Origin of the sequence: Rickettsiales endosymbiont of Peranema trichophorum, assembly GCF_004210275.1 — a bacterium.
Taxonomy (GTDB): Bacteria; Pseudomonadota; Alphaproteobacteria; order Rickettsiales; family Midichloriaceae; genus RICK02.
On sequence record NZ_SCFA01000107.1, the window covers coordinates 1 to 7,744 of the forward strand.

The following is a 7,744-nucleotide window of genomic DNA, read 5'->3' on the forward strand; positions in this document are numbered from 1 at the left end:
AAAATCTAGCTTGTTGTTAAGTCGATTCATCACAGCATCAATAACCCTTGATATCATGCTTCTTTGACCAGCATTCATATAATCTCTACCAATAGCAGACGCAACCTGACCTTGCTCTCCTTCAACGCTAATAAGTGCCAGTGATGATTCTGGAATATATGGTATGACCAATATATCAATATCTCTTGATGCTTCCACAGCTCCCATTATCTCAAGCACCAACTCTCTACTTCCTATCTCCCTTGCTCTACTTAATAAAGCTAGTGCTTGCTCTTCCTCGTACATTACATCCAACAACGCATCATGCAGTATACTCCCTCCTACCTCGTGGGCTGCATACAGCAGATCCATTCCAAGAGAGGACGCAATTAGCTTTTGTGCATTGCTACCATATGACTGCCTTACTATGTAAACCTCCGTGTTCGTACCAAATAGCAATCCATACATTTCAAGCACATCCTCTGCGGTGTATTGCTCTTCCACTCTTCCTTCCGCTTTATGCTTCTCCTCTAGCATAATCAATAACATCTCCACTACTTCAGGTACTAAATCATGCCCTGGCAGCCCTTCTACCACAGATTCCCATTGCGCTTTCTTCGCTAAACCACTCTTAATTTTCTCTCTTATCACTTTTAACTGCTCATCTATTAATACGTCAGATACCTCACCATAATCACTCATATCTCTCTCCCTCATTTCAAGCACCTGTCCTCTGTGCCCTATTTTTTCGACACTTCTTATGGTATAGTCCCTGTTTGACACATAATTTCTTATATTGCTAAACACTATAGGACCGCAGTCATAACCATTACCTAACGATAGACCTTGCTGATCCACTTCTTTCGAATCTAGTGTCACAGTCCTCACTCTACCGCCAAACAATAGTTTGCCCCCTTCTTTTACCGCTTTTGTAATCCTAGAATCTAGTACGTCGTCAATCTCCTTCCCGTATGGATCATCGTACAATACATTGATGCTTTTGCTGTCATAATCTATGTTCATTTTGAGGCATTTCCAGTGTAACCCATGTAATAGTGATATTACCATCATCTCCGGTCTGTGCACCCATTCCTGGTTCAACTCCTGTACCTCATGTGTCCCAGTAATGATTTTGATATCATACACCAAATTATCCTCCAAGTCGCATGTATGATACGGAGCGGATACGAAAATTCTCTCTTTCGTTTCCATATATGCCTGATAACCCTCTTCAGGTATATTTACCATATTATAGCTCAGCTGCTTCTCCCTTATCGACAACAATACTTTTATTCCGTCCTCTAGATTATACCAGTACCTAGCGCTCACGTCATTATTCAAGTTTATACCATCACGTAGTGTACCCAATACTAACCTTTGCTCTTTTATTCCAACCCCACTCTTTACCACTCGCTGTATCTCATCTTTGACCACAACCTTATCATTCCCAAATCCGTCACGGTCACATTGCACAACTAAGTCTACCTTTCTGTCATGGACCCTTTGCACTATATTACGTAGCTCACATTGACTCACTCCATCATTAATGCGATACAGCAATCCATCCACTACAACACCGTCACAATCCTTAGAGATAGTCGCCACATTGTATTCCACACACTGCTCTACCAACTCTATCTCATTTCCTTCAATCCTACCATCTCCCAGTACCTCATACATCAATCGTCTCACAAAATTCTTACTCTCACTAGATAATGCTAGTATATTCCCAATACCTTCTTGTAACACCATCGTGGTGGCTGCACTTATATACTCCGGCATCACAATCGCATATAAACTTTCCTTTGCCTTTTCTATCACCACATTCCTGTCCGTTGTCACATCCTCTAGATCACTCTCAATAATCTTCAACATCGGAATCAAGATCCGTATATCGCCCTTTAAAACTGATCCATTTGATAACATGCTGGCCAATCTTCTTATAATGCTATTCTCCACTACATCCATCTTTACTAATTCTTTTGTTCGTAGTTCTAATAACTCATTCACAGACTCCACAGACTCGATAATAGAATCAATCACCTTCTTCACATACCAACTATTATCATCGCAGCCACTCCCTACAAGAGCAAGAGCACGGATCGCCTCGAACTTTACTTCTAGAGGCATCTTCCCTGCTGCGGCTATACCACATATCACTTCTACTCCAGACCAACAGACTGATCCATGCTTCACATCCAAGAAAGAAATGAGTACTCTGACCACTTCTACATTCATCTCTATAGGTATGCATTCTTCTAGGACCAACAACATTATCCTGTCTGTGATATGCGCACTCAGAGTACTATCACATTCTCTCAACAATTCTATAAGCAGTTTGAGCGTCTTAACCTTTACTTCTGCCGATACGTTCTCACCCGATCCTATCTTCATTATAGCTTCAAGAGCTAACTTGTGAGATCTCCTATCATTGTACCTCAAAACATCTACTAGACTATTCACAATCTCTACGCGTACTCCCATAGATATATTACTCTCCTTCACTATCTTTACCATTATTTCCACCGCTAAATCATTAGCAAACACATCCTTTAAAAAAGATATAAGACTGTACACAACGTCTACTTGTACTCCCATAGGAATATCCTCTCCAGCAACAATCTCACCTATCTCTAGCATCGCATACATCCTGGTATATTCGTTTTCGTTCTGAAGGAGAGGTATAAGACCTTGAATCACTTCCAATTTTACTGCTACAGGCACATCCCCACCCATGATCACCTTCCACGTCGCCTCCACCACATATGTCCCCCTTTCCTTTATAATAGCAATAAGGGCTCGAATGGCTTTCACCCTCACACTAACAGGCACATCCGATATCGAACCTATCCTACCTATCGTTATTACTACAGCTCTATGACAACCAGTATTTACATCTTTCAGGAGCGGTATCAACATGTTTAATGCTCTTATCCTTACTCCTACTGGTATGTCTTCTCCTGAAGCCATTTCACCTATCCCTAACACCGCATGAACTTTGGTACATTCATTCTCGTCCTTCAAAAGAGGTATGAAGCCTCGAATCACTGCCAACTTGATCATCGGAGGTACGTCTTGTCCCGAGGATACCTTCCACACCACTTCTGCAACAGAATTCCGCATACTTGCCTCACTCTCCTCCAAAAGAGTAAGCAATGCCTGAATGATGCTCACTCTGACACTAATAGGTATATTACACACAACACCTATCCTACCTATGATTCCCACTGCAGATTCACGACACCTACAATTGCCATTTCTTAATACATCCATAAGTGCTCTGCTCACCTCTAACTGTACCTCCGTCAGTACATTCACAACTGAGCTTATTTTACTAATCACTTGCATAGCTGCACTACTAGCACATCCATCATCCAAAACTGGTATCAGACTACGCACGATGTCTACTTTTGTTGCTATAGGAATGTCTTCTCCAGAATATATTTCGCCTATCCCTACTACCGCGCAGAGACGAATATAATCACTTTCGTCATTCAAAAGTGTAACCATGTATTGCAGCACTTCCAGCTTCACTCCTATGCGGATATCTCTCGCTGACATTATCTTAAATACTACTTCCATTGCAGAGATCCGAACATATTCATTTTCGTTTTCTAACAGAGGAGACAATACTCGAAGAGCTTCCGTCTTCACTACCTCGCCTCCCGTTGATGCTATACTGCATATCCCCGCTGTCACAAATCCGCTGATACTACGCTCTTTCAATATGGCCACAAGCTCTTTGATCGCTCTTACCTTTACTTCAATATTTATCCATAATGTTACTCCCTCTATCACTTCCACTGCAATCTTGCGGCCTGTGTAATCCCATACTCTTGCAGCACCGATCACTTCCACAAGTATCTTCTCACTGTACAATCTATCAACTCTAGATATCTCCACTAATGTACTAGAGATCTCTTTATTCAATCTATGATCATTTACGTAACTAACTATCTTCTCAATTACATCTAGTACAGTACCAGAGTTTGCATTGCTCCCCAATACCCCTATAGCGCCTGCCGATACCTTGATCGCCCTTTTCTTAATCTGCAGGTCTCCGTCCGAACACAATAAGATATGACATGCTTCCAATATACGTCCACCTTCTCCTATTAACTTATCTAATGTCTGCTCTATTACATCCAGAGATACTTTCAAATCTCTATCATCTTGCCCCTTCCAATCCGCTAGCGGTTTAATCAACCTCCTCTTCATCTCGTCCGATAGATAAGAGCTGCTACATATTTCTTCCCCCCACTCAAATACATTACCACATACTTCCTCGTCTATTAGTTCGACGATTCTGTCAAGATTTGGTATTCTAGCGTCAACCAAACCTTGTACCTTTGCTTGTCCTAATATGTGCATTAGCAACTTCACTCTCGCCACTCCATCACACTCCAATACTCCGTCCACATTACATAACACAGCATCCCAAAATCTTATCACAAGCAATTCTGCTCTATCGCTCCTCTCGTTCGCTACCAATCCAGACAAAAACTTCAACATCATTAAGCATTTTGGCTCGTTCCTGTGGTTCGATATGAACTCTGTTGCTTCTTGGCCCTCTGCTCCTTCTTCTAATAGCTTACCCTTCAAGCAATGCGCAACTAACCATTCCTGAAAACTTAAATGTACAAATTCATACTGCTTTTTATGCCACTCTTGTGCTGAATACTCACGTACACCAATACTGTCACTCCTCAGTAACCCATATTGATACATACCCCTAATCGATATAGGACTCTGTTCTTTTACATTCCCCACGATCCACTCGAGTTCTCGTCCTTCTACTACTAGCTTGTCATTCTTAAAACTCTCGTAGCTTAGTCTTTCTAAAATACTTAGTACCACCTTCTGTGCTTCTTCAGCTTCTCCCGTATCACACAACCCTCCACCTACTGTTTTATGCAAGTATCTTTTGCTTAACCACGCAACCATTCCTTCATACAATCCCCCCAAATTAAACTCTATACCTACCAAACCCATTACATCTGGATCACCGCTCATCAAACACACTATCACTGTGTTGATAGGTATCTTCAATGCTGCTCTTAACGACTGATTACTACGATATAGCTCCAATAGCTTGTGCCTCACACCATTCTGCTCTACTCCTCCCACTTCGCTTTGATAGTCAAAGTACTTGTTGATGTACTCAATTACTCTAGATTCTTCTAAACCCTTGCCTTCTATTCTTCTCCCAAAATTAGCAAGCATTCTATCAGATAATGCATTTGGTCTTGACGTCAGCAACACGTTCTCGTATTTAAATACATCCTTCAATACCAATCTCAGCTTATGCTCTTCTGTTAAGTGTACTACCTCGTCATAACCATCCAGCAACAACAGTGTTTTACTACTGAGTTCCTTATCTTCTAAAACACTTCTTAACTCTTGACGACTTATGCGCTCCAGTTGTACACCACTATCTTCCAGGTCCGTACACTGTCTCATCATATCCTGGTATATCAACTCCACCAACGGTGCTACATCGTCAGGTTGATAATCACTTGACGTCAATGTCTTTAGCTTTACCCTGAACACGTAATCAAATCTCTTACAAAAGAGCTGACTTCGAGCCCATTGGTATGCTATGTAATGGAGCAGCGTTGTCTTCCCCATACCTGCTCCTGCTGTTATTAACACTCGCTCAGTTGCCTTTTGATCTTCTACTGCGTCGAAAATGTTTGCCACTTCTATAGTCTCTCTGTCAGATTCAGCATTCAGCATTATCTCAAGCTTGACGTAGTAATCTTTTATCTTCTGTATTGGTAAATGATCATCCTCTATCAGCTTAGGTAACACATCATGAGCCTTGTAGAAGCTTTTGAGCTTTTCGCTCAATGGATGTGTGGCTGTTGATACAACTTGATCGCTTTGTGAATGAAAATTGACTGGCATAGATTAACTTTACATTTTGTTAGACTACACCCATCGATACCAGAGACTCAGACACAATACAAGGATTAGTGTCATGTGTTAGAGCCCGTGTGGCCGGCGGGACTTGTCCGCCAGCCTCTTCGCAAAACGGTGCATGAACCTCTTCTAAGGGACTCACTGCTAAGAGCTTGAAATTTCTGCAATTTGCTTCATTAAGACAAACCCTAATTTCTTGGCACTTTTCTCTAAATTCTTTACTATCCTTTCTTCGTATTGTTTCTCGTAAATATCCATGCCTTTCTCTATATACTCCTGACCATGCTTCATAAGACGATAAAAAATCCAGGCTAGCTTACTTGCTGTCGCTGTAATAGTCTTTGGTATTCCTGCCCTTTGCTTAATTCTTCGAAAATATGCTCCAAGCGCAGATTTAGTTACCCCAACAGCGTGGGCAGACATTCTGAACGCTTCAGATGCCCTATTCACTACCTTTCGCGTTCTCGTATTAAGCACCTTCCCTCCTGTGGTCTTATTTGCTGGGCTAAGCCCTAACCAAGATGCAAAATGTTTCTCCGTTGGCTACTTGCTCATATCCAATCCCATTTCTGAGATAATCGTTTGCGCTGTTAGCACTCCAAAACCAAAATTTCATCATTAGGCATAAATGAAGCTTCTAGTAATCCATAACTATGTAATTGCTGCAACCACTCACTATCCTTTACGTCAGTTTTTCTACCAGGAACATTTCCCGAGTTTGACAGCTAGAAGTGTAGGATGAGGGATAAGATGTATGGTTTGAGGGTTTTCTGTTATATTTTTGTAATGTACTCTGTCTTGCCTCTATGTTTCGGCGCACTACTCAAGCCAAAAATAATAATTACGTTTCCATCGTCAAAGCATATCGTGACAAAACCGGCAAACCTAAACAGAAAAAGAACGCCAAAAACTTTACGTTCTAGGACACAATCTTATCAAAACAGTGGAGCAAAGAAATATCTGAAAATGGAGGAGGGGGAGCGTCCTCAAGGATTGGATTTGGAGAGGATTGAACGAGACGGATGCTATGACGTTTTTATCTCATTAGTTATAGCGATGCCACTTTACTACCAGCCACGGTGGCCAGTACATATCGAGGACTTTGGCAAATTGAGTCCTCGTTCCGTAGCATGAAGCATTTTTTGAAACAAGGCCTATATTTCATTGGAATTCTGAGCGCATCTGTGGACATATTTTATTGAATTTCATGTGTTTAATTTTTGAGAGATGCATTGAGGAACAGATTAACTTTATGTCTCTCAGGCATCTTTCAGAACAAGAGATACGTGATGCGGTTAGAGGACTGGATAGGTCTGTTATAGACATCCAAGGGACGCAAAGTTTTTTTATATGGGGCAGACACTGCAAATCAAACTCTTTTGCTACGATCACTAAAGCTCAAAAAACCTTGTAGTGTACACTTCGAGTAGTGGATACCCCCTCAAACCCAGGTATAACAGCCTTCTCCACTAAATCAACTGTCAAACTCGGGGGAGGAGCAGGTGTTGGCAAGGTGATCAAAACCAAGGCACGTGTTGTCTGCTTGTGATGATGCCGTATATAAGATTGTTCTTTCGTCCTTGCAAAGAGTAAAGAAAAAGTATATAATGCTTGTTAAGCAATGGCAGCTTACTTCGAACAGACTTTGTGTCTTTTTCCCACATATTAATCCAGATATAAAGACCTCAGCTTACACGCTTGACTGGACGGCCTCCGATGGTGCAGCAAAATCATCGGAGGCTTACGAACCTATACAGCTTACTGACTCATACTGCATTGGAATGCATGTACGAGTTTGATAGCTCTAGGCGAGAGCATGATGAATTGATGCAAGAACAAAGTC

General features: G+C 41.5%; 2 protein-coding genes and 1 pseudogene. 1 reads left to right on the plus strand and 2 read right to left on the minus strand.

What is annotated here, in order from left to right; all coding sequences use genetic code 11:
- Both EDM53_RS05355 and EDM53_RS05360 read right to left on the minus strand, forming a co-directional pair.
- Positions 1–5,886 (minus strand): NACHT domain-containing protein (locus tag EDM53_RS05355; RefSeq protein WP_130122630.1); only part of this gene is annotated, 5,886 nt, incomplete at its 3' end.
- 159 nt (positions 5,887–6,045) lie between these two features.
- Positions 6,046–6,495: pseudogene (locus EDM53_RS05360) on the minus strand (transposase); the annotation flags it as partial.
- A gap of 273 nt (positions 6,496–6,768) precedes the next feature.
- Here EDM53_RS05360 and EDM53_RS05365 point away from each other — a divergent pair.
- On the plus strand, positions 6,769–7,035 hold the full coding sequence (locus tag EDM53_RS05365; protein WP_130122632.1) for a hypothetical protein: 267 nt from the start codon (positions 6,769–6,771) through the stop codon (positions 7,033–7,035).
- The last annotated feature ends 709 nt before the right edge of the window (positions 7,036–7,744 follow it).